The organism is Methanobrevibacter boviskoreani JH1 (genome assembly GCF_000320505.1).
Lineage (GTDB): Archaea > Methanobacteriota > Methanobacteria > Methanobacteriales > Methanobacteriaceae > Methanarmilla > Methanarmilla boviskoreani.
Genome location: NZ_BAGX02000020.1, coordinates 39,137 through 62,887, shown reverse-complemented (window position 1 = coordinate 62,887; position 23,751 = coordinate 39,137). Strand labels below are relative to the sequence as shown.

Sequence of the window (23,751 nt, the reverse complement as noted above, 5' to 3'; positions counted from 1 at the left end):
ATGGCAAAACTAACTATGGAACCTGTTACTCGTATTGAAGGTCACGCTAAAATTACTGTTCTTTTAGATGACGCAGGAAATGTTGAAGAAACAAGATTACATGTTATGGAATTCAGAGGATTTGAAAAGTTCTTACAAGGTAGACCTGCAGAAGAATTACCTCGTTTAGTTCCTAGAATCTGTGGTATTTGTGATGTACAACACCACTTTGCAGCTGCAAAAGCTGTTGATCAAATTTACGGATTTGGAGACGATATCTTACCAACCGCTTACAGAATGAGAGAAATCATGAACTGGGGTTCATTTATGCACTCCCACGCATTATCTTTCTACTTCTTATCCGCTCCAGATTTAATAATCCCTAATGGAAATAGAAAAACTAGAAATGTTTTCCAAATTATTAAGGATCAACCTGAAGTAGCTTTACAAGCTATTAATATGAGAAGAAACGGTCTTGAAATGGTAAGAGCTATTGGTGGTCGTCCAATTCACCCTACCTCATCTACCCCTGGTGGTATTTCTACTGAATTATCTGAAGACAAACAAAAAGAATTACTCGAAAGAGCAAAAGAAAATGTTGACTTAGCTCAAAAAACTTTAGATTTAGCTATCCCTATTTTTGAAGAAAAAATGGACTTAGTTAATGATTTAGGTAATTTCGGTGCTACCCGTCACTGCGGTTTAGTTAAAGATGGTAAATGGGATGTATACGATGGTAATGTAAGAATTACTGCTAAAGACAGTCGTAAAGTTGAATATGAATACAACAATTTAGAATACCAAGACATTGTTGCAGAACATGTAAAACCTTACTCCTGGTTAAAATTCCCTTACATTAAAGAATTAGGATATCCTGAAGGTATTTACAGAGTTGCTCCTTTATCAAGGATTAATGTTTGTGATTCAATGCCTAAAGAAGCACCTCTTGCTCAAGAAAGATTAAACGAGTTCCGTGAAAAATTCGGATATGCTCAACAACCTTTATTATTCCACTGGGCTAGATTAATAGAAATTTTAGCTTGTGCTGAATGTGCTGAAGTAGCTTTAGGTGAAGATTTATCCGGTAAAAAATTCCCAGATGAACTCGAAAGAACTGCTGGTGAAGGTGCTGGTATTGTAGAAGCACCTCGTGGTACTTTAATCCACCATTACAAAACCGATGATAATGGATTAGTAACCAAAGCAAACATTGTTGTTGCAACTATTCAAAACAACCCTGCTATGGAAATGGGTATTGACCAAGTTGCTAAAAAATACATCAAACCTGGTGTAGAAGTAGATGATTCTATCTTCAACTTAATGGAAATGGTTATCAGAGCATACGATCCTTGTTTATCTTGTGCTACCCATACTATGGACAGTCAAATGAGACTTTCCTCTTTAGAAATTATTGATAGTGATGGAAATACAGTTAAAAAACTCTAAGGGGTAATTATAAATGATAATAGTTAACCAAGAGGACTGTATTAAATGTGGGGCTTGTGAAGGTACTTGTCCTTCATCTGCAATTCAAGTAGGTGATAAACAAATCATATTTTGTGATACCTGTGGTGGCGAACCTAAATGTGCTGAAGTTTGTCCAAATGGTGCACTTACTATTGATGAAGTAGAAGTTGATAAAGAAGGTCATACTCAAGTAAGAATTTCATATAATCCAGCACGTTGTGATCAATGTGGTGGAAGTCCAAAATGTGTAGATGTTTGCCCTCCAAAAACACTTGAATTAAATGATTCTGCTAAAATGCCTATTGATGGTTTCTGTGTAATGTGTAAACAATGTGTAGATATCTGTCCTATGGGTATTATTGGAATCCCTGGAGTTATTGAACCAGCTAGTAGAGAAATTAGCATTGATGGACCTATCTATATCCAAGATTGTGTTGGATGTGGAACATGTGTCGATGAATGTCCTGCAGAAGCAATTACTTTACCTGCTGTTGGTGAATCTATTACTATTGATGAGACTAAATGTCTCAAATGTGGAGTTTGTTCCCAAACCTGTCCTTGGAATGCAGTCTTTATTTCAGAAAATGCAAATCCAGTTAAACGTTCCAAAGAAATTAAAGAATTCACTCTTGATGTAAGTAAATGTATTGGATGTAATACTTGTGTAGAAGCTTGTCCTGGGGACTTTATTGAAGCTAAAGGTGCAACTTTATCTGTCAAACTTCCTGAAGTTTGTGCAGCATGTACTTTATGTGAACAATTATGTCCTGTTGATGCAATATCCTTAGATGTTGAATATGGAGAAGCTACACCTGCAGAAGCTTTAGGTGTTTCAAGAGATGTTGAAAAATGTACTTTCGTTGGTGCATGTGCAATAGCTTGTCCTACCGAAGCAATTCGTGTAGTTACCAAAACTGGTATGAAATTACCAGAACAAGTTGCAAGTGATGAGGAACCTTCATTTGCTGTATGTGCTAGATGTGGTGCTTGTGCAGCTGCTTGTCCTAATGACGCTTTAATCTTTGATGAGTTTGAAGTTGAAATTGATGGAGAAACAGTTTTAAGAAACAGGATCCAAGCTAACCCATCTAAATGTGATAAATGTGGAGATTGTGTAGAAGCTTGTCCTTATGATATGTTACATGTTAAAGATGAAGGTAATTTACCTATTGCTGGATTCTGTACCCTTTGTGGTAAATGTATGGAAGCATGTCCTGAAGACGCTTTATGCATGAAATAGATTTGAATTAGGTGGATTCTTTCCATCTATTCATTTTTTTTACTGGTTAGATAATACTTTTTTTATAATTTTTATTAACAATTAGGTTTGTTTTATAATTGTATCCTTTTTTTCATCAAAGTTTTTTATTAATATTTTTGAAATTTCCTATCTTTATTTTAAAGTGAATTTATTCTTTCTTATTTTATTTAACGCCAAATAAATTTAATCAATGGAAATTTTTCGGATATAGTTTTTAACTTTGTTAATCTATATGTCATAAAATAAATCCCATATTTTTTTAGAATAAGGAATTTTAATATGGGATTTCTTTAAATCTTATTTAAATAAAAGTAGTAATCAACTGGAAGTTGATTTTGATTGATTTTTTGTATGTTTATTTTCAAAACAATTGATCTTTGGATTTACTTTTTAAATTATGTTGGCTCTTTTTATTTCTAATATGAGGTTAAACTATAAGAATTAATTTAAATCATATTATTAATTTTTAATAGGTGTAATCCAATATGTTATTTTTTCAGATAAAATTAGATTTAAGAGTCAATCAATGTTTTAAAACAGATTCTATTGATTTTTTTTATATATGTATAAATAAATTTAAAAAGTAGAAATAATATTTAAAGTTTATTCAAATATTATATTATCCTCCATTACAACCTCACCATTTAATATTGTCATAGTTGCCTGTCCTTTATATGGCATTTGGTTAAATGGTGTAAATTTGGCTTTTGTATAAAACTTATCAAGATCAAATTTTCCCTCTTTATTTAAGTCAATTATAGTAAAATCTCCATCATAACCCTCTTCAATTTTTCCTTTGCCTTTTAAATTAAATCTTTCAGCTGCATTCTCAGATAAAATCCTTGGAATATAATCTAGAGGTATATTTCCACGGTTAACCTCGGTCAACATTAAACCTAAAACGGTTTCAAGATTCGGCATACCTGACGGACAATCCCATACCATATTCTCCTTTTCCTTAATGCTGTGTGGCGCATGATCGGTTCCGATAATGGAATCTTTACTTAAATCATTAATTGTTATGTTCTCCCCATATAATCTTAGTGGGGGATTTGTTTTAACTATGTTTCCAAATTTGTTAAATGAATTTCCTTCAAGTAGTAGGTGATGTGGAGTAAATTCATAGCTAATATCTATATTTGATAGATTATCTCTAACCATCTTTAAAGATCTTCTACTACTTAAATGGCAGATATGAATTTTAACATCGTATTTTCTAGCTAGATTGATTGCTTGTTTCACTGCTATATCCTCTGCCTCACTTGGCCTTGCATAAATATGGTCTATCGGTAAATTAGTTTTCCTATCTTTGACTTTTTCAGTATTTTCAATTACAGATTTTCTATTTTCACAATGTAATGTTATAATGGGATCTGTATCTAATTTTGATATATTTAGGAAATCTTCCTCAAGTTCGCTGTCCTCCTCTAAATCCATGAATATCTTAAAGGATACCGGGTCTAATTTTTCAATTTTCCTCATCTCATCAAAATCACCTATCCCTGCATGTATAAGTGTATTGATAATAGATTTATTCTTGATAATTTTTTCCTTTTCCTTATATGCTTTTAATGTATTTGTTTTAGGTTTTGTATTCGGCATATCTATTACGGTTGTAAAACCGCCATTTGCCGCAGCCATTGATCCGCTTTTCATATCTTCCTTATATGTTAATCCGGGATCTCTAAAATGTACATGGGGGTCTATAAGTCCAGGCAATACAATCTGTCCCTTAATGTCTATTGTATTGTCTGAATCTTGCGGAAGTTTTGAAATCTTAGATATCTTTCCATTATCAATTCCAATTGTGTATTCTCCTTTTTTTCCAATGAGTTTACAATTTTCTAAGACTAAATCATTCATAAAAATTATTCCCCTATCTTTTTTGATTTTTCTTATTTTTTATTATTGTCTTCATATTCTTAATCTTTTTTAAATTATTCATTTTCCGGAATATTGTGAATTTATTTAAAAACTCATAGTAATCTTTTAATAGAATATTTTATAAATATAGTATATTAATATATTATTATGCCTTCAAATGACTTTGTAAAGAAAATTATTAGGAAGGATAGAAAGACCTTTTTTAATGATTATAAATTATCACAATCAAAAAAAACTAGTTTATCTGATGATAATGGTGATGATTATAATAAAAAGTCTTTAAAACCTTTAATATCCGATTTTACTGAATATAATCCATTACATAATGGACATTTCCATTGTTTAAAAATTGCAAAAAAACATGTTCCTGACGGAATCTTTGTTGCAGTTGTACCTGGATTGTTTGAGAGAAGTGGTAGAGGTTTACCTTATATATTGCATCGACGTTCAAGAGCGGAGATGGCTGTAAATGTCGGTGCGGATATTGTGGTGGAAGGTCCCCCGATGGGTATAATGGGTTCCGGACAATACTCTTTATGTTTATGTAAAATGTTTCAGGCTTTAAATACAGATTATATTCCAAGGGGATATAAACCATTTGACGGTATAGATGATATATTAAATCGTATTAGTTTAGGTCATGGAATTTCACCTAAACCTTATAAAATTATTGATATGGATACTAACGAAGTTATAATGCATGATAAATTGGAAGAGGATAATTATGTTATAGTGTCCTTTTCTAAATCTTTAAAAAAAATAGGTTTTGACTTTAAAAATAAATTTATTTTTGTAAAACGTATTGAAGGTGTAAGTGGAACCTTAATTCGTCAATCTGTTGAAGAGAATAATTTTGATAAAGTTCAGAATATGATGCCTAAAGAAACGATCTCTGTATTAAAAAGAGAGGTTAAGTTAGGTCATGCTCCTTTACATAATCTTCGTGATTGGGAGACTATTTTAGATAATGCAAATAATTTGTCATTTGATGAATTATCTTCTTTAAACTTATTTAATGAGAAATTAGCTTCTAAATTAATTGAAACCCGTGAAAAAAATCCTTTTGAAACCTTAGAGCAATTAGAAAATTCTTTACTTTATGGCTTCTCATCAAATTATAAACATAGGGTTTTAAGTATATTGGAAACTAAAATAAATAAAGATATGATTTATAATTATATTGAAAAATATCCTTATACTATACGCATCTTAGACTATAAGAATGAAGATGTGTTAGATCAATTTAAAAATAAAATTACTAATAGGAGAATCGAGTTATGGCAATAGAAAATGGAGATTTTATTAAAGTTAACTTTACTGGAAAAATAGAAGAAACTGGAGATGTTTTTGATACAACTTATGAAGAAGTTGCAGAAAAAGCAGGAATTGCTCAACAAAATAAAGAATACACTCCAATTCCAATAGTCGTTGGTGGAAATCATTTATTACCTGCTATTGATGAAGCAGTTGTAGGTATGGAAGTTGGAGATGAAAAAGAAGTAAAAGTTGATCCTGAAAACGGTTTCGGTCAAAGAGATCCTAGTTTAGTTCAATTAGTTCCAATGAGGGAATTTAAAAAACAAGGTATGAATCCTGTACCTGGTATGAGAATTACCGCTGAAGGTCAAAACGGAAAAATCTTAACTGTAAGTGGTGGAAGAGTAAAAGTTGATTTCAATCACGAATTAGCAGGTAAACATCTTGACTACAACATTAAAGTTGAAGAACTTATTGAAGATGATGAGGATAAAGTAAAAAGTATGGTTCAATTACACTATGCATATCCTAACATGGATATTGATAAAACCGAAGTTGACTTTGATGATAAAACCGTTAACATAAAATTAGATGAAATTACCAGATTTGATCAAAAATCTTACATGGATGTTACCCTTGCTAGATTCAGAATAGCAAAAGATATCTGGGATAACATGGATGTAGACAAAGTTCAATTTGTTGATACCTTTGAAAAAAGGACCAATGATTCCGAAGAGGAAGAAGAAGCTGAAGAATAGATCTATTCTTTAATTTCTTTTTTTATTCACTTATTTTATCAGCTATTTTTTCATGTTTATTTTGGTTACTATTTTTTCATCTACCTGTTTTATTATTGTTTAATGTTTTACTGGTTACTTTTTAAGTTTTATTTTAATAATTAACCTGATTCTTTTATAAATTTTATTTAAATATCTTTTTCTTAAATTAAATCACATAAAAAGCCGTTTTTAAAGTTTTTTTTAATTATATCCGATTATGTCTGATTTTATTGTTTTTAATCTTAAATTTATTAAATTGTAATCGTAAAATAAGTCATTAATCATTGATTTTAATATAAATCTGAATCTCAATGGATAAGCCAATAAAATAATTATTTAAAAATTTGATTTGATTTGGTTAAAAAATAGTATAAAAAATAGTAGTTAATTAAAAATAAAAAAAGAATTGATTTTTATAAACTTCCTAATAGTTCTCCAGGGTTAGTAACTAATCCAATCAATGCATCTAAAAATGTTGGATAGGTACTAGATAATAGGAATAAGTAAACTAAATAGAATACAACGAACAATATTAGGATAATTAATATTATGGTTAATAGAATATCTAAAACTGAGTAGGGTTCTTTAGTTTTATTCTTAGGTAATCTGTGGAAGTCATTTCTTTTATATGATCTTGGTTTTCTTTCTTTCTCAGGAACCCAATCATTATGGGTTTTAGATACTTTAGGTTTTGGTGCATATACAGGTTCCTCATCATATGGCTCCTCGTCATAATAATTGAACTCATTATCATAATTATTTTCTTCCTTTTCAATTGGAGCTATTTTTTCAAGTTCTTTATCCTGTGCAAGTTGTTCTTTTAAACTTAATTCGTGTTTTTCAGGTTCATCAAAATAAAGATCTTCCAGATACTTCTCATATTTGTCTTCTAATGCTTTTTGTTTTTTGGAATTTTCCTGATGTGAAGGAACAGTATTTTCATAATTTACATCATTATTGAACATTGATGGAGATTCTTGATGGATGGTATTGTCCTTTTTAATTTGAGCCTGTTGTAAATTATCGGTTTTTACCTCTTCTGTATTATTTTTTGTAATAATTTCCTCCTCATTGTCAGGTTCTACTTGTGGTGTGGTCTCTTCAATAGGTGTATCTTCCTGGATAGGTTCTGCCTCTACTTCAGAAACTTCATCGTTAATTACAGGTTCCTCTTTAATTGTTTCGACTTCATTTGGTTCTTCTTCAATTTTTTTCTGATTTACTTTATCAGATGCTTTTGATGATAAACTATCCATGATTAAATCGTTAACACAGTCTTTACAAAGAATATTTCCCCCAACTTCCATACCACATTCGGCACAGATTGGTTTTCCACAGATAGAACATTTATTTGTACTTTCTCTATCTGGATGATAATGACAATTCATAATATATCTCCATTAATTTTTTTAAGGCTCAATAAAAATAATATTTTAATAAATATGTTTAGTGTTTATATAAATTTATAAATGATAATATATAATATTATGTTTTTTATTTTATTTAAAAAATTATTGTAAAATATCTAAATTTTATATTGTTTGTTTAAAAATAATTCCTTTTTTAATAAAATTGTCATGTCCTGTTATTTTTATTATTAATTAAAAACCATTTATCTTGTTTAAGGTTATCAGATATTGTTGAATATCCCTATTTTTTAATCATTATCTAAAATTTTAATAAGCAATCCCTTGTTTAATGGTATTTTTAAAGATTGATCTTTAAGGGATTAAGTATTTATTAAACCTAATTCTTGACATGCAACAAATTAATCTTTTTTAGAAGTAGTAATTATTTTTTCCACAACTATTTCAGATGCAATCAAATCATCACTTGTGTTTAAAAAAGATCCTAATGAATCACTGTTTATTTCAAATTCAACAGTATCATTATTCAATTTAGATTTGACAAATCCCTCATTATCAACTTTTAAACTTTCAAATGATATTTTGGCTGATTCTTTATCCTTATATTTGATTGTTAACTCTGAGTTAATTTCCATATTATCACTTATGTTTTATTGTTATCGTCTTTTTTATGAGTTTAATTTTAATAAATTTAATATTTTTTAATTAAGATTGTACAAGCTTAGATAATTTTTAATATTTTTTATTATCATTTTAATTTAATTGGTTTTTGTTTTATAATTTTTATTATTTTAGAATTATTTTAAATATTTCCTATTAGTAAAAATCTTAATATACTATAAAATATAATAATCTATATTGTAGAAATTTATATTAAAATTTCCTTATAATCTTATTTTATGATAACATTTATTAATGGTTATGTAAATATAAATAATTATCTTATCTAATTAATGAAGGTAAATGTTATTTTTTTATAATTTTACTAAATTTTATATAGCTTATTTTTAGCTATTTATCATTAATAATTAGAAGTTATTTTTAACAAATTTTTTATCGGAGGATTATTATGGTTCGCGCTTATACAAGAAGAGAATATATTAGAAAAACCCCAAATTCAAGAATTGTTCAATATGATATGGGTAACTTAACTGACGAATTCCCAATTTCAGTAACTTTATCTGTTAAAGAAGGTGCTGAAATTACACATAATTCATTAGAAGCTGCTAGGATTGCAGCTAACAGATTAATGATTAGAGAAGCTGGTAGATTCGGTTACCACTTAAAAATTAGAACATACCCACATCAAATTGTAAGAGAAAATCCTATGGCAACTGGTGCAGGTGCAGATAGGGTACAAAGTGGTATGAGAAATGCATTTGGTAAAGCAGTTAGTGTTGAAGCTATTGTTAAACGTGGTCAAAAAATCATTACTATTGACTGTAACAAAGCTAATTTTGTAGCTGCTAAAAAAGCTTTAAAAAGGGCTTCTATGAAATTACCTGCAAGAACTAGAATTACTGTTGATAAAGGTCAAGAGTTAGTTTTATAAATTTATTAAGATTCTTAATTTAGTATTATTCATTCAGTTAAAATTTGTATAATTTCAGAGATTAAGAATTCAAGCCTATTTCCACTTAATTCTTGTTATTTTACAATTTTTAAACTTTATTGAATATTTATATATTATTTTCATATAATAATACAATTTGAGGCAAAAAGATGGTTTATGTTGCAAAGTTTGAAAAAATAAGTAAAGATGACATTGATATTGCTGGAGGGAAAGGTGCAAACTTAGGTGAATTAACCCAAGCAGGTATTCCAGTACCACCGGGTTTTGTTATTACATCTGAAACTTATGAAAAATTTATGAATGACACTGAAATTAATACAACTATTATGGATATACTTGATAATGTAGATGTTAATGATACTAAAGCTCTTCAAGAAGCTGCTGATGAAATTAAATCTATCATTGTTAATACTCCAATGCCTATGGATATTAAAACTTTAATTATTGAAGCTTATAATCAATTATCTGAAAGTGTTGGTGAGGAAGAGGCAGATGTTGCTGTACGTTCATCTGCTACTGCAGAGGATTTACCTGATGCTTCTTTTGCAGGTCAACAAGATACTTATTTACATGTTAAAGGTGTAGATGAAGTAGTGGAATATGTTCAAAAAGTATGGGCTTCTTTATTTGAAGCAAGAGCTATTTTTTACAGAGAAGAAAATAATTTTGACCATGATAAGGTATATATTGCAGTATGCGTCCAACAAATGGTTCAAGCAGAGAAATCCGGAGTCATGTTTACTGTAAATCCATCTACCGGTGAACAAGTCGCTATGATTGAAAGTTCATGGGGACTTGGTGAGGCAGTTGTATCTGGTGATGTCACCCCTGATCATTATGATGTAAATAAGGCTAATAACAAGATTGAAAATCTCATTGTTAGTGATAAGAAATACATGTATACAAATGATGAGAATGGTACAAGTATTAGAGTAAATGTTCCTGAAGAAAAACGTAATGAAAGAGTTTTATCCGATGAAGATTTAAACAATCTAGTTGAAATGGGTAAAACAATTGAAAACCATTATGGTCAACCTATGGATACCGAATGGGCAATTGAAAAAGGAAGACTTTACTTATTACAAGCTCGTCCTATTACAACATTAGATAATAACATTGAAAAATCAGATTCTACTGCTGATTTAGATGTTATTATTAAGGGATTAGGTGCAAGTCCTGGAATGGCATCTGGTTCTGTAAAGATCATTCTTGATTTAGATGAATTAGATAAAATTGAAGATGGAGACATAATGGTAACTACCATGACCACTCCTGATATGGTTCCTGCAATGAGAAAATCCTCTGGAATTATTACTGATGAGGGAGGAGTAACATGCCATGCATCCATCATATCAAGGGAACTTGGAATTCCTTGTGTAGTAGGTACAGGTGAAGCTACCAATGTATTAAATGATAAACAGGAAGTCACTATAGACGGTAAAAAAGGTTTAGTTTATGAAGGACTTCTTGAGGCAGAGGAAGAGGCATCCTCAAATGTATCAAACCAAACAGTTCAAAATGTAACTGCTCCAATAATTACTGTTACTGATGTAAAAGTAAATGTAAGTATGCCTGAAGCTGCTAAAAGAGCTGCAGCTACCGGCGCAGATGGTGTAGGTTTGCTTAGAGCTGAACATATGATGTTAGGTCTTGGAGTCCATCCTAAAAAATTCATTACTGATGGAAAAGAGGATGAACTTGTTGATAAACTAGTAAATGATATTGTTAAAGTAGCTGATGAGTTTTATCCTAAGCCGGTTTGGTATAGGACCATGGATGCACCTACTGATGAGTTTGTAACATTAGAGGGTGGAGAAAACGAACCAGTGGAACATAACCCAATGTTAGGTTGGAGAGGAATTAGAAGAGAATTAGATGAACCTGAGATTATTAAATGTGAGTTTAAGGCTATTAAAAAACTTCATGAAAAGGGTTACACTAATCTAGGTATTATGATTCCATTGTCACAAAGTGTTTCAGAACTTAGAAAGGCTAAGGAATTATGTGCTGAAGTAGGTCTTATTCCTCAGAAGGATGTTGCATTTGGAATGATGGTTGAAACCCCTGCAGCAGCATTAACTATTGAAGATTATATTGAAGAAGGAATTGACTTTGTAAGTTTAGGAACTAATGACTTAACTCAATATACTTTAGCTATTGATCGTAACAATGAATTTGTTGCTAAAAACTATACTGAAGAGCATCCTGCAGTAATGAAATTAATTGAAAGAACAATTAAAATCTGTGTTGAAAACGGTGTAACTTGTAGTATTTGCGGTCAAGCGGGTAGTGTACCTCATATAGTTGAAAAATTAGTAGGATTTGGAATTACTAGTGTTTCATCTAATACCGATGCTATTGCTGATGTAAGACGTACTGTTGCTAAAGCTGAGAAAAAAATCATTCTTGATGCTGCAAGAAAAAAATTATAATTTGGTAAGAATCATCTGATTCTTATTTTTTTTATTTAAATAATAATTATTTATCTTAATTTTTTTAATTATCTTAAACAATTATTTATTTTTTTTATTTAATTTTGTAAAAATTAGTTATTTATTCAATTTGGGTCTACTGTTAGTGGTATGGGATTTTTGTAGGGCTCATTTTAACTTTTTTTAATTAATTATTTTTAAGGTAATTTTATGGATAGAAAACCTAAATCTAAAGAGGAAATATTTGAAGAATTAGAACAATATCAGGAAAAGGATATGAAATATTCCGATGGTAGAATTCTTGGTTCAATGTGTACCGAGGCCGAACCTATTGCTAAAGAAGTATTTTATAAATTTATTAATTCTAATTTAGGTGATCCTGGTCTATTTCCAGGTACAAAAGCTATTGAAGATAAAGCTATAAAAATGATTGGTTCATTAGTTTCTATTGATGATCCATATGGTCATATAGTTACTGGTGGTACCGAAGCAAATCTTATGGCTATGAGGGCTGCCCGTAATTATGCAAGACGTTATAAAAATATTACAGAACCGGAAATGATAGTGCCTAAGTCTGCTCATTTTTCATTTAAAAAAGCTGCAGACATGTTTGGTATGAAAGTAGTTGAAGCAGATATGGATGGTTATTTGATTGATGTTAATTCTTTAGAAAACAAGATCAATAAGAATACTGCAGTTATTGTGGCTATTGCAGGTACTACCGAATTGGGTTTGATAGATAATGTTGAAGAGATTGCTGAGATTGCTAAAAAACATGATATATATTTACATGTTGATGCAGCATTCGGTGGCTTTGTAATTCCGTTTTTAAAAGAAGAAGGATATGATTTTCCTAAATTTGATTTCTCTTTAGATGCTGTCTGTTCTATGACTATTGATCCACATAAGATGGGTCTTTCTGTAATCCCTTCAGGATGTATTCTATTTAGGGATAAAAAATATTTGGATGTCATGGCTGTAAAAGCCCCATATCTTACTAAAAAAGAGCAATCTACTATTGTTGGAACTCGTAGTGGAGCATCTTCCGCTGCCACACTTGCAGTAATGGAATCTTTAGGTCGGGAAGGTTATAGAAAATTAGCATTAGATGTTATGGATAAAACTATGATGTTAAAAGAAGGTCTTGAAGATATTGGCTATGATCTTGTAGTTGAACCTCAGTTAAATATTGTTGCTTTTTATCATAAAGATATTGACACTGACTATTTGGCAGATTTACTTGAACAAAGGGGTTGGAGAGTTTCAACTTCATTCTATCCTAAAGCTATTCGTGTTATTGTAATGAAACATATTAGCCGTGATAATATTAGGGATTTGCTTGTTGATTTAAAAGCTATCTCCTATAATATCTAACTATTTTTGCTTTTTATTAAATTTTTTTTCACTTTTTTGAAAATAAGTCTTATTAATCTTTTCTATTGTTTCTATTTTTATTGAAAAAATTTCAAATCTTCTTATTAAAATATTTTATATTAAAAATAAGTTTATTTAATCTAATTTTATCTAATTTTAAAAAATAAGTATTTACATTTTTTATAAAATAGTTAGGAAATAAAACAAGTGTTATTTAAAGTTAGAATTAATTGGAAATATGATATTTTACAATCTATGATTTAATGGATAATGGTAAAGAATTAAATAAATTGATATTTATTATAATTCTTCAATATCCTCAACATACATTAATGGATAATTTAACTCTTCAATAAACTCTATTCTAATGATTGCTTTGACATTGTCCACTCTGGTATGTATTCTAATATCTAACATATCCCCACTTAATGAGGTATATTCAAAATCACTTAACGCGTCATTTAATCTATTTAAATCAATTTTTGCATCAACCTTTTCTATTGCAGGTTGTAGTTCTAAAGATTCTTTGATTGCATTCTCTAAGCTTTCTTTGGAATCTTTGTTAACAGGTGTTCCTACAAATTGATGAAACAATGCACCCATTGTAATTGCTCCCTCAAATATAGCTCTTTCTCTTGAAGTAATATTTGAGAAATACTTTTCATTAACGTCCATATTATTAAACTCCTAATGTAAATATCTGATTAATAAATTCAATCTGTGAGGTAAATATATTTACAGATTGTGGCTGTATAATACAATAAACTAAAAATGCCGTTATGATTAACACAGTAGTTAATATGTACTTTCTATCATCTTTATATACAAATGATATTAATAAACCAAATAGTAAAAATCCGAGTGTAATATAGATTCCATAATCTTTATGGGGGTTATCTTTTATAGTCTCTTCTTTTAGTGGGCCTTTACTTGTTAAATTACCTTCACAGATTAATCTTTCTGATGTAGAACCAATTGGGTTACATGTTACGAGGATTATCCTTTGAGTATTATTGCTAATGTCTATCTTTGCATCGGCAGGAACTATTGTTTGATTATAGATGGTATAATTCGCCTCACCAATTCCCGGCCACTCTAATGTAACAATGTCTCCTTTTTTAAGTTCATTTAAACGTAAAAATGGGGAACCTAACAATGTTCTATGACCAAATAGCAATACATCACCATATGTCGGATCACTTGAAAGATTTTCATGATAAACCCCTTCAGAAATTGAATGATTATTAATCTTTTCATTTACACCTATTTTGGGGATTAGAATAACAGGAGAATCTACGTTAGATTCTAATATAACTTTACTGGAATAATATGTGGTCTCAGTTGCAGCATATAATCCAATAATCAATAAAGCAATTATCACTATAATTGTTGTTTTTTTCATATTATTTAATCCTGAATTTTTAAATTAATTTATATCTTATTTTTTTTATAAACATTTCTAATTTATTTCTATATTTTTTATTTAATTGTCGGATTGTTTAATCTCTTCAATCATCCAATTTGGTCCGTTATCTACTGGGATTGTTAAAACCAAATGGTCCATATTATCTAATATGAATTGCACATCTTCACGTGGGACTTCAACTAATATTAAGTATTGGCAGTCTAATTCCCCAATATTTGATATTCTCTCATAATCTGATAATTTAAGTCCGTAATTATTTAATGCATAATCTGTTTCCTCATCACTATACTCTCCACTTGCCTCTTCTTTTAAAGTTTCCTCTACATCTTGGGTGTATGTGTATGATCTTTCATTAGATAAATTTTTGTTATTTGTATTGATGGTCTTTAATTCCTCATTCTTCCTATTTATTGTACCACTATCTTTGGACCTCATTATTGCAAGTACTGTACAACCGCTTATTTTAGGATTTTTATCTGAAATTTCACTATTTTCTGAATTTATATTATCTGTAGTAATAGTGGTAGATTGATTTGTATTTTCATCTGTCAAATTAGGGCTGCTATTTGTATTTTCATTATAGCTTTCATTATATCCCTCATTATTTGAATAGTCACTTGAATTTATTGAATAAATATCAATTTTACTACCTGTTTTTATCAAACCGTTTCCTGCCTGGAGCCTTGAAATTTCAATAGGCACTGCAACTGTATCTGGTTTTTTAAATTTGATATTGGATAGAACGGTTCCGTCATTGTCTTGAACTATTTTAATGGCTTCATCTGCACTAATTATACTATGTTCTGTTTTATTATTTTCATAACTTAAAATTACTCTATTTGCAACGTCTTTGCTTTCATTAATATTCTTATATTGATAATCTCTCCACAGGGCAGTAGCTGGCCTTAAAACATCAACATTCTTTACCTGGTAACTGGTATTACAATTATTTATACTGTCCTCTAAAACTTCCACCTCTTTTGCATCTGCTAGGGGCCCTTTAAATAATGAGTGAATTTGATCTATTTTGGCAATTTTCTCATTATTCAGCTCTTCGTTCATTGGTTCAAATATGAAGAAATAGTATGCCCCACCTAGGATTACACAGAAGATTATTGTAAAAATTAGTATTCCGATGATTTTTTTCTCATCATTTTTTAGATCGAATCCGAAATGTCCTGTTTTTTCATATTCATTAATCCTTGACATTAGGGAATCCTTAAAACTTTTCGACTTTTGACTTTTCTTTTGAGGTTTATTTAGATATTCCATATCATTTTTTTCAGTAGTGTTTAATGTGGGGACTTCTCTATTTTTAGGTTTATTTAGATATTCCATATCATTTTTTTCAGTAGTGTTTAATGTGGGGACTTCTCTATTTTTAGGTTTATTTAGATATTCCATATCATTTTTTTCAGTGGTGCTTCTTGTTGGGACTTCTTTATTTTTATGCCTTTTAGTTTTATCATTATATTTTCTAAGAAATTCATTTTCTAAATATTCCTCATAACTTAATCTATTGTTAAAGTCACTATATTCAAAAAAAGTATCATAGTTTGAATTTTCATGTGATTTTTCCAGATTTTCATCATTATTTATTGAGAAAAAATCATTTATAAAATCAGTAATCCTATTAAGTAAACCTTTCTTTTTCTTTTTCTTTTTCTTTAATGGTTTTAATGATTGCTGTTTATTTAATTTACCCATGTTACCAAACCCTTAGGGAATGAAACATTTTATAGGTAAATATAAAAAAATATTGAATTTAGAAAATATTTCTAATAAGATAGGATAATGTTATTAAAAGTAAAATCAATGCAGGTATATTTATTCCATAAATTAGTGGTAGTTTAAATATCATTAATATGACTAATATTAATGCAATTGATAAAACCGGTATGTTTCCAAATTTAGGATATCTTACATTACTAATCATAAGGACTGATACAATAATCATTAGAACCATTCCAATGTAAATATTGTATAATCCACTTAAATAGAATGTGGCTAAAATGAATCCTATTCCGGGGATAGGAAAACCTATAAATCCTTTAAAGTCTGTTTTATCTGCTATTACATTATATCTGGTTAGTCTAAGAACTCCACAGATTACCATAAATAAACTTATACATAGTGTAATGATGGATAATTTCAGGTTGATATTTGAGTTTATTGAATAGAATAATATTGCAGGAGCTGCACCAAATGAAATAGCATCGGATAGGGAATCAATGTTTTTTCCAAATCCATAACTATCATTTCTACCTATTTTTCTAGCTATCCAACCATCTATTGAGTCAAAAAACATTGCTAAAATAATTAATAATCCTGATAAGGTTAAATTATTATTTAATGCACAGATTATAGATAGAAAACCTGATGACATATTCAATAATGAAATAAAATCAGGTATTGAAATAAAATGTCTCATTCCTGTTTCATTAGTTTTCATTATGACTCCTTCTTAAATATTTTAAAAATCGGTTATTAATCTTTTTTATTAGATTTTTAAATCTTTGTCATGTTTTAAATTTAGTAATAAATATTTGATTTATATTCAATTTAATTTCTATTTTATCTTTATAATTTTTTTATCATTTTTTAAAATTATTTGATGTAAATTTTTTTTAAAATCCTGATTTTCATTATTGTAAAATTATAAAAAAATGGATAAAATACTTAATTTATATTTATTTTCTTAGTTTTATAAAAATTAGTAGGTTATTTACTGAAATATCCCTTTTATTTTTCCTATTTTTTAGTATTTTCTAGATTTAAATTTTAATTTATAAAGATTAATAATATATATTTATTTGATTAATTTTTTAAATCATTAAATATATATAATGTATTAACATTATAATAATATAATAGTCTATTAATAAATGATTTTTTATTTTTTTGTAGTTTTTATATTTTGTTTAAATTGCAGGAAAATGAATTTAAGTAAGTTTTAATGTTTAATTATTAGATTTACAATATAATTACTGAAAAAATAGTTTTCTGTGTGTATACGATGATTGAAGATAGTATTCAAGCCTTAAGAAGAGCTGCAAGAATAACCAATGATGAGGAATCAGAGGAAAAAGTTGCTTCCGAAAAGTTATGGTGTGTAATGGCTGGTAATGATAAGTTAATAGATGACATTGCATATGATGCTATATCTTCTAGGGATAGAGTTAAGATTCTATTTAGAGAGCATGTAACTTTAGAAGATGAGAGAGTCAACAAAAAATTTGATTTTATCATGTTGTATGGTAATTCTTATATTATAGAAAAGCTTTCTGCAGATTGTAAAGAAGGTGGAGGGGCATATATTAAAATTACTCCAGATTATGTTAAGCAAAAACCTAACCTTATGGTCATGGTAGGTCCTGAGGATACTGTCCGTCAATCTGTAGCTAAGATAGAAAGAGCTAGAGTTCAATTTGGTATATTATTAGATGATCAAACTACTGGTTTTATTGAAACAGATATAAATTCCAAAGTTAAATTACCTAAGTTCCTAAAGGAGGCATTTAACCCACTGTTTAATGTAAGTGAAGTTGTTTTAAAAACAATTCTTATATCTGTTGATAAAGATAAAGATGTAGATACAGTTCAAGATATTGCCACTTCAAATAAAATATTTGTAATAGATTTTAAAGATATTGACATGGAGGCTTAATATGAGCATTTTTGGAAATAATGATGATGTTAAAGATTCCCCAGTTGAATCAACCGTTAATAATTGTTTAGGTATAGATTTAGGTACATTAAATACTGTAATTGCAAAACCTGCTGGCGATAAATTTGATTTATATCAAATTCCATCTGTTGTCGCTGTTAAAAAAGATGATAATACATCAGTTTTAGCTGTTGGAGAAGAAGCTAAAAGGATGTTAGGAAGAACACCAGGGGATATTGTTGCAGTAAGACCTCTTAAAAAAGGAGTTATTGAAAATATTGTTCAAGCTCAATCTTTACTTATTAAAGCAATTGAAATAGGTATTAATGAGGGAGAAAATGTTGGAAGAATTGTTATTGGTATTCCAGGGGATTCCTCAGAAGTAGAAAAAAACGCAGCAGAAGAAATTGGAAGAAAAGCTGGTGCTGATGAAGTTATTGTTATTAGTGAAGGATTAGCAGCAGCTATTGGTGCAGGATTACCTATTGCTGAACCTAATGGTATTATGATTATTGATATTGGTGCAGGATCCACCGATTTAGTAGTAATTTCACTTGGTGGAATTACAGATATTGAAACCGTAAGGTTTGGTGGAGACGATATTGATAACAGAATCGTGGATTTAATTGCTGAAAAATACAATGTCGCTATTGGTATTCATGATGCAGAAGCTGCTAAAATGGAAGTTGGTATGATTCACTGTAGTGAAACCTTAGAAAACTTATCTGTTGAGGTTGTAGGTAAATCATTAGAAACAAACAGACCTAAAAAAATCGTTATTGATTCCATGCTTGTTGCAGATGCTGTAGAACCTGTAATTCAAAATATTGTTGACGGATTAAATTTAATCTTTGAAAGATTATCTCCAGAATTAATTATGGGTGTTTATAAAAATTCAGTAGCTGTTGGGGGAACTTCAAGATTACGTGGTCTTAAAGAAAGGATTTATGATGAAGTTGGAGTACCTATTACCATTTCAGATGATCCAATGACTGTAGTTGCTAAAGGTACAGCTATTGTTGCAGCAGAACCATTAGCATTAGAACCTGAAGTACGTCTTCGAGCTATGAAATAGATTTTTTATCTATTTTTCTTATTCTTTATTTTTTTAATTCTACTTTTTATTTTATTTTAACTAGTTTTAACTAGATTTTTTATTTTTTTTATTAATTTTCTATCATGTATTAAGGTATTTATATGGATATAATGGGTGTTGATGAAGCAGGAAGAGGTCCGGTATTAGGTCCTATGGTAATTGCAGGGGTTATAGTTCCGGAAAAAATGAACCATGTACTTGAAAGAATGGGTGTCAAAGATTCTAAAAAACTTACACCTAAAAGAAGGCAGGTATTGGCTCGTAAACTATCTAAAATGTTTGAATATGATACTGTGGTTATAAGTGCTAAGGATATTGATAATCTAAGGGCTAAAGATGTAAATCTTAATGAAATTGAAAAAATTGGAATGATAAAGCTTATTGAAAGATTAAAACCCGAAGAGGTTATCATAGATGCGGTTGATGTAAAACCATTGCGTTTTCAAAGGGAAGTTCAAGAGAAAGTTGGAGAGGATACGAAGGTTATTGCGGAGCATAAGGCAGATACCAATCATATTCAGGTTGCAGCAGCGTCAATAATTGCTAAATTTAAAAGGGATCAGATTATTGAAGAAATCAATAGGGATTATGTTGATATAGGGGGAATTGGCTCTGGTTATCCAAGTGATCCTAATACAAAGAAATTTTTATCTAATTTTGAATATGATAATCTTCCAGATTTTGTAAGAAGATCCTGGAATACTGTTAGAAAAATGAAAGAGTAATAAATTTTTTAACATGTTTTTTTTATTTTGACGGGATTTGGATGAAATTATGTTTTTATAAATGATAATAATTGATTTGATATTTAAGTGTCTCTTCAAATCTAAAGATTGAATTTTGTCCTAGTCTTTGAATATTCTAATTTGCTTTGTTCTATTCTGTTATTTTGTTGAGTGTAAAGAAAATCTATTTAAATAAATAATGAGATATTTATATCTGTATTATATTTTTTTAATTAATTTAATTTAATTTTATAATTTAAATTATAACATTTAATTTTAGAGAGGAAAATAATGATAATAGAAGCAATTACTGGTTTAATATCTGGTTTTGTTGATTTCTTCCAACAAGGAGGTATCATTACCTATATTATTACTTTTATAGGAATTTGGGGATTTATCACTTCACTTCAAAAGGTCAATTATCTTAGGAAGATTAGTGATATAGATGCTACTGAGATTATGGGGGTAGTGTCTGTTGCCATGGAAAGAGGAGGAGCTATTGAAGCTTTAAAGGAAATTAGTCCATACAAAAACCCTGTTTCTAGAATTATTTCTGAAGCTTTGAAGATTGGTTATAAAAACAAAACCGAAGTTGAAGAAAGTATGGAACAGATTTTTATTGTAGAAACCAGTAAAATGACTAAAGGGTTAGATACTATAAAGACTATTATTGAACTTGCTCCATTTTTAGGTTTAATAGGTACTGTTATCGGTATTTGGATGACATTTGGATCATTGGGGGTAAATCCTGATCCAACTGCTATGGCTAGAGGTATCTATACTGCACTGATTACTACTATTGCAGGTTTGACTGTAGCTATTGTTTTAACTCCTTTATATACTTATATTAAAATATTGATTGAAAGGGAAATGGATAAGATTGAATTGGCTACTAAAATGACTAATTGGAATTATGCCGTAGCAAAAATCAGGGTAACCGAGAATTTACCTTGTGTAATTCAATCATTACAGGAAGGTGAAGGTATTGTTAATGTCCGTGAAATATCTGAACCTGATGCTAACATTCAAATCTCCTTTAAACCAAGTATGTTAGAGAAAAGTATTAGTAATATTATCTTAGAGATGTGTAATGTTGGTTCTGAGATAGTTGAAAGTAAACTTAAACAATAATTGATTGGACTTAAAAGTCGTGATAAGATGAGTTTAGATATTAAATCAAGGAAGGAAAGATTGAAAGAAGATAAACTTAATATTAACTTAGTTCCTTTTATTGATATTTTATTTACCATTTTAATATTTGTGATCGTTACCAGTAGTTTTGCAGGTACAGCTGATGTATCAGATTCTCAACAAGCTTCCGATGCTACTGGTAAACCAAATGTAACAGATACAAGTGGAAATTCCGAATATTATATTTTTCCAGTTAATGGACTTCAAAAGGTAGTGGTTAATGGTCAGGATATGTCTGCAGATATTCAGGATGATTCGATCGCTATTCATGCGAAGGTAATCGATGAAGGAAATATTAACGTAGATAACAAGGCTAAAACAATTTACATTACTACTCCTGCAGGTTTTTCTCCTGATAAAGCTGTAAGAAACCCTTCAGAGCAGAATTCAGGTTGATTGATTATTAATCAATTATCTTTATCTTTTTTTTTAATTTTTGTTATATTTTTTTTATAAATGACTATTTTAGCTAATTTTAGTTTCATTGTATGATTTCGGAATTAAATTTTTTATTTATCTATTTTTTTTAAAAGTAAGTATCTTATTATGAAAACGGTTTTCTAAATTTTATAAATAAGTTTTTTTTAAAGAAAATAATAAATATTTTATAGAATAAATCTAACCTTGATTATTACTTTTTAATCTGGAGGTATTTAATGTATTTAGGAAGAATCTTATCTTTAGGTATGAATGTTGATGGAAAACCTTTTGTTGCATATAGATTATCAAGCCGCCATTTTCCAAATAGAGAGGCTAAGGTATTTGGTCAGGAAGCAGCTATTGTTCCAAAAGAAGGTTTTGAGAAGGATATTTTTGAAAATCCATATATAACATATAATTGTATTAGAATTGTAGATGATTTGGCTATTGTCTCAAATGGTTCACAGACAGATGTAATTGCAGACAAGTTAGCCCTAGGTATGAATATCCGCGATAGCCTTGCATATTCTCTTTTAACTATGGACTATGAAAAGGATGATTATCATACTCCAAGAATTGCTGGTGTCGTAAAAAACACTACAGATGAGGATAAGTATGAGGCATATGTTGGAATTGTCACCGATTCTAAAATCCGTGTTGAAAAATTGGAATATGGTAAGGCAGCATATATTTCTGTCTATGAACATCAAGAACCTCATATGGTTGAATATGATGCATCTACAAGCAAAGAGGCTGCACAATACATTTTCAATCAGGGAGTATTCGCTGACTTTGAACATCCGGTAAGTTCTGTTGCCTCTGTCTATGACGGTAAATGGGATACTGTTGCATTGTCACCTAAACTTTAGACTGATTTATTTGCTTAGCAAATGAATAAAACTTATTTTTATTTTTTCCTTGTTTTTTATAATTTTATATTTAAACTAGTTTTTTAAAATAACATTTCATTAATAGTTGATTCTAGCTATTTTATAAATCAGAATAAATAGAAACTTTTAAAAAATAGAATTTATAAATAATCTATTAATTTTAAAGTGATGATATTATGAGCATAGAATTATTTGGTTTAAAAGGAATTCCTTTAGTTAAAGAAGGAGATAATATTGCGGATTTAATCTTAAATGCTTTAAAAGAACAAGGTGAAACACTTCAACATGGGGATATTATTTTAGTTGCTGAAACATTGGTCTCTAAATCCGAAGGTAATGTTATTAAATTAGGTGATATCCTACCATCTGAAGATGCGATATTGATTGCTAAAAAATCTAAAAAAGATTCTAAATTGGTTGAGGCAATTATACAGGAAGCAAGAGAGGTAGTTGAAGTAGGTCCTGACTTTGTTATAACCGAAACAAAACAAGGTTTTGTATGTGCAAATTCAGGTATTGATGAATCAAATGTTGGTGATGGTCTTGCAACTCCTGTTCCTGAAAATGCAGATTTGTCTGCAAAAAAAATTAGGGAACAATTGGAAAAGGAAACTGGTGAAGAGTTAGCTGTGATAGTTACCGATACTCAAGGCAGGGCATTTAGGGTAGGTGCTGTTGGAGTGGCTCTCGGATGCTCAGGAATAGATCCATTATGGAAAAGAAAAGGTGAAAAGGATCTTTATGGCCGTGAACTTCAAACAACCGAGGTTGCTACAGCTGATGAACTTGCTGCCTCAGCATCTCTAATCCAAGGTCAGGCTGATGAGGGTTTACCTGTTGTTATAATTAGAGGTTTTAGTGCATTTGATACCTTAAGAAATGAGGATAGTGACATTCATCCATTACTTCGTCCAAAAGAATTCGATGTATTTAGAAATTAAGATAGGTATTTGATTTTCTCAA

The 23,751-nt window shown here is 29.5% G+C and carries 21 protein-coding genes; 14 read left to right on the top strand and 7 right to left on the bottom strand.

What is annotated here, in order from left to right:
* Together ON24_RS04320 and ON24_RS04315 are read left to right on the top strand one after the other, a co-directional pair.
* A complete protein-coding gene (locus tag ON24_RS04320; RefSeq protein WP_016359076.1) occupies positions 1–1,425 on the top strand; it encodes a Ni/Fe hydrogenase subunit alpha in 1,425 nt (474 codons plus the stop codon).
* A 13-nt stretch (positions 1,426–1,438) separates the two neighbouring features.
* Complete coding sequence (locus ON24_RS04315) at positions 1,439–2,686, top strand: 4Fe-4S binding protein (protein ID WP_040682076.1); 1,248 nt, start codon at positions 1,439–1,441, stop codon at positions 2,684–2,686.
* A 624-nt stretch (positions 2,687–3,310) separates the two neighbouring features.
* Here the strand turns inward: ON24_RS04315 and pyrC are convergent.
* Complete coding sequence (gene pyrC / locus ON24_RS04310; protein WP_040682075.1) at positions 3,311–4,570, bottom strand: dihydroorotase; 1,260 nt, start codon at positions 4,568–4,570, stop codon at positions 3,311–3,313.
* 168 nt (positions 4,571–4,738) lie between these two features.
* Between pyrC and ON24_RS04305 the strand changes: the two genes are divergently transcribed.
* Together ON24_RS04305 and ON24_RS04300 are read left to right on the top strand one after the other, a co-directional pair.
* On the top strand, positions 4,739–5,878 hold the full coding sequence (locus ON24_RS04305; protein ID WP_040682074.1) for a nucleotidyltransferase family protein: 1,140 nt from the start codon (positions 4,739–4,741) through the stop codon (positions 5,876–5,878).
* Entirely contained in the window at positions 5,869–6,606 is a 738-nt protein-coding gene (locus tag ON24_RS04300; RefSeq protein WP_016359072.1) for a peptidylprolyl isomerase, read from the top strand. Before ON24_RS04305 ends, ON24_RS04300 begins: the two co-directional genes overlap by 10 nt.
* Before the next feature lie 434 nt (positions 6,607–7,040).
* On the opposite strand, the gene ON24_RS04295 is transcribed toward ON24_RS04300, so the two are convergent.
* Together ON24_RS04295 and ON24_RS04290 are read right to left on the bottom strand one after the other, a co-directional pair.
* Complete coding sequence (locus ON24_RS04295; protein ID WP_040682073.1) at positions 7,041–8,015, bottom strand: LIM domain-containing protein; 975 nt, start codon at positions 8,013–8,015, stop codon at positions 7,041–7,043.
* A 380-nt stretch (positions 8,016–8,395) separates the two neighbouring features.
* Positions 8,396–8,629 (bottom strand): KEOPS complex subunit Pcc1, encoded by a 234-nt coding sequence (locus ON24_RS04290; RefSeq protein ID WP_016359070.1) that lies wholly within the window; start codon positions 8,627–8,629, stop codon positions 8,396–8,398.
* A 428-nt stretch (positions 8,630–9,057) separates the two neighbouring features.
* On the opposite strand from ON24_RS04290, the gene rplJ reads away from it, so the two are divergent.
* The 3 genes from rplJ (at position 9,058) to mfnA (ending at position 13,373) form a co-directional block, all read left to right on the top strand.
* Complete coding sequence (gene rplJ / locus ON24_RS04285) at positions 9,058–9,546, top strand: 50S ribosomal protein L16 (protein WP_304412215.1); 489 nt, start codon at positions 9,058–9,060, stop codon at positions 9,544–9,546.
* 170 nt (positions 9,547–9,716) lie between these two features.
* On the top strand, positions 9,717–11,999 hold the full coding sequence (gene ppsA / locus ON24_RS04280) for a phosphoenolpyruvate synthase (RefSeq protein WP_016359068.1): 2,283 nt from the start codon (positions 9,717–9,719) through the stop codon (positions 11,997–11,999).
* 210 nt (positions 12,000–12,209) lie between these two features.
* Positions 12,210–13,373: a tyrosine decarboxylase MfnA gene (mfnA, locus tag ON24_RS04275; protein WP_040682072.1), complete on the top strand. Its 1,164-nt coding sequence runs from the start codon at positions 12,210–12,212 to the stop codon at positions 13,371–13,373.
* A gap of 300 nt (positions 13,374–13,673) precedes the next feature.
* On the opposite strand, the gene ON24_RS04270 is transcribed toward mfnA, so the two are convergent.
* From ON24_RS04270 to ON24_RS04255, 4 genes are all read right to left on the bottom strand, one after another.
* On the bottom strand, positions 13,674–14,048 hold the full coding sequence (locus ON24_RS04270; RefSeq protein WP_016359066.1) for a dihydroneopterin aldolase family protein: 375 nt from the start codon (positions 14,046–14,048) through the stop codon (positions 13,674–13,676).
* A 4-nt stretch (positions 14,049–14,052) separates the two neighbouring features.
* Entirely contained in the window at positions 14,053–14,775 is a 723-nt protein-coding gene (locus ON24_RS04265; RefSeq protein ID WP_040682071.1) for a class E sortase, read from the bottom strand.
* Positions 14,776–14,856: 81 nt separating this feature from the next.
* Positions 14,857–16,506 (bottom strand): hypothetical protein, encoded by a 1,650-nt coding sequence (locus ON24_RS04260; protein WP_050553548.1) that lies wholly within the window; start codon positions 16,504–16,506, stop codon positions 14,857–14,859.
* A gap of 58 nt (positions 16,507–16,564) precedes the next feature.
* The gene (locus ON24_RS04255; RefSeq protein ID WP_040682070.1) at positions 16,565–17,251 is read right to left on the bottom strand and encodes an archaetidylserine synthase; all 687 of its coding nucleotides are present in this window, start codon (positions 17,249–17,251) and stop codon (positions 16,565–16,567) included.
* A 564-nt stretch (positions 17,252–17,815) separates the two neighbouring features.
* Here ON24_RS04255 and ON24_RS04250 point away from each other — a divergent pair.
* The 7 genes from ON24_RS04250 to ON24_RS04220 all read left to right on the top strand — a co-directional run bounded on the left by ON24_RS04250 (position 17,816) and on the right by ON24_RS04220 (position 23,729).
* Positions 17,816–18,466, top strand: a complete 651-nt coding sequence (locus tag ON24_RS04250; protein WP_040682069.1) for a hypothetical protein — start codon at positions 17,816–17,818, stop codon at positions 18,464–18,466.
* 1 nt (position 18,467) lies between these two features.
* Positions 18,468–19,541: a rod shape-determining protein gene (locus tag ON24_RS04245; protein ID WP_016359061.1), complete on the top strand. Its 1,074-nt coding sequence runs from the start codon at positions 18,468–18,470 to the stop codon at positions 19,539–19,541.
* Between the two features lie 122 nt (positions 19,542–19,663).
* Positions 19,664–20,287, top strand: a complete 624-nt coding sequence (gene rnhB, locus ON24_RS04240) for a ribonuclease HII (RefSeq protein ID WP_040682068.1) — start codon at positions 19,664–19,666, stop codon at positions 20,285–20,287.
* Between the two features lie 291 nt (positions 20,288–20,578).
* Positions 20,579–21,418, top strand: a complete 840-nt coding sequence (locus tag ON24_RS04235; protein WP_016359059.1) for a MotA/TolQ/ExbB proton channel family protein — start codon at positions 20,579–20,581, stop codon at positions 21,416–21,418.
* A 27-nt stretch (positions 21,419–21,445) separates the two neighbouring features.
* Positions 21,446–21,874 carry a biopolymer transporter ExbD gene (locus ON24_RS04230; protein ID WP_040682067.1) on the top strand — a complete coding sequence of 143 codons (429 nt, stop codon included), beginning with the start codon at positions 21,446–21,448 and terminating at the stop codon, positions 21,872–21,874.
* 260 nt (positions 21,875–22,134) lie between these two features.
* Positions 22,135–22,767, top strand: a complete 633-nt coding sequence (locus ON24_RS04225) for an IMP cyclohydrolase (RefSeq protein ID WP_040682066.1) — start codon at positions 22,135–22,137, stop codon at positions 22,765–22,767.
* A gap of 197 nt (positions 22,768–22,964) precedes the next feature.
* Entirely contained in the window at positions 22,965–23,729 is a 765-nt protein-coding gene (locus ON24_RS04220) for a coenzyme F420-0:L-glutamate ligase (RefSeq protein WP_040682065.1), read from the top strand.
* Positions 23,730–23,751 lie beyond the last annotated feature (22 nt).